Raw genomic sequence first — 500 nt, forward strand, 5'->3', positions numbered from 1 at the left:
TCACCATTGCCTGCGGTGCGGTATCGGGTTTCCACGCACTGATCTCCTCGGGCACCACGCCCAAGCTGCTGGATAACGAAACCAACGCGCGCTACATCGGTTACGGCGGCATGTTGATGGAGTCCTTCGTGGCCATCATGGCGATGGTTGCCGCATCGGTGATCGAGCCGGGCGTGTACTTCGCCATGAACAGCCCGGCAGCCATTGTCGGGTCCGATGTTGTCGGTGTAGCGCAGACGATCAGCAGCTGGGGCTTTGCCATTACCCCGGATGCCCTGACGGCTCTGGCCAAAGACATCGGTGAAACAACCGTTCTTGCACGTGCCGGCGGCGCGCCAACCCTGGCAGTGGGCATCGCACAGATCCTGCATAACGTGTTGCCGGGCGAAAACACCATGGCGTTCTGGTATCACTTCGCCATTTTGTTCGAAGCCCTGTTCATCCTGACTGCAGTCGATGCCGGTACGCGTGCCGGTCGTTTCATGCTGCAAGACCTGCTG

The 500-nt window shown here is 60.0% G+C and carries 1 protein-coding gene; it reads left to right on the forward strand.

Annotated features, from left to right (window positions below; genetic code table 11):
* A partial coding sequence (locus tag TU76_RS24415) for a carbon starvation CstA family protein (protein WP_048352728.1) occupies positions 1-500 on the forward strand: 500 nt, incomplete at both ends.

The sequence above is a fragment of the Pseudomonas psychrophila genome (assembly GCF_001043005.1).
Classification (GTDB): Bacteria; Pseudomonadota; Gammaproteobacteria; order Pseudomonadales; family Pseudomonadaceae; genus Aquipseudomonas; species Aquipseudomonas psychrophila.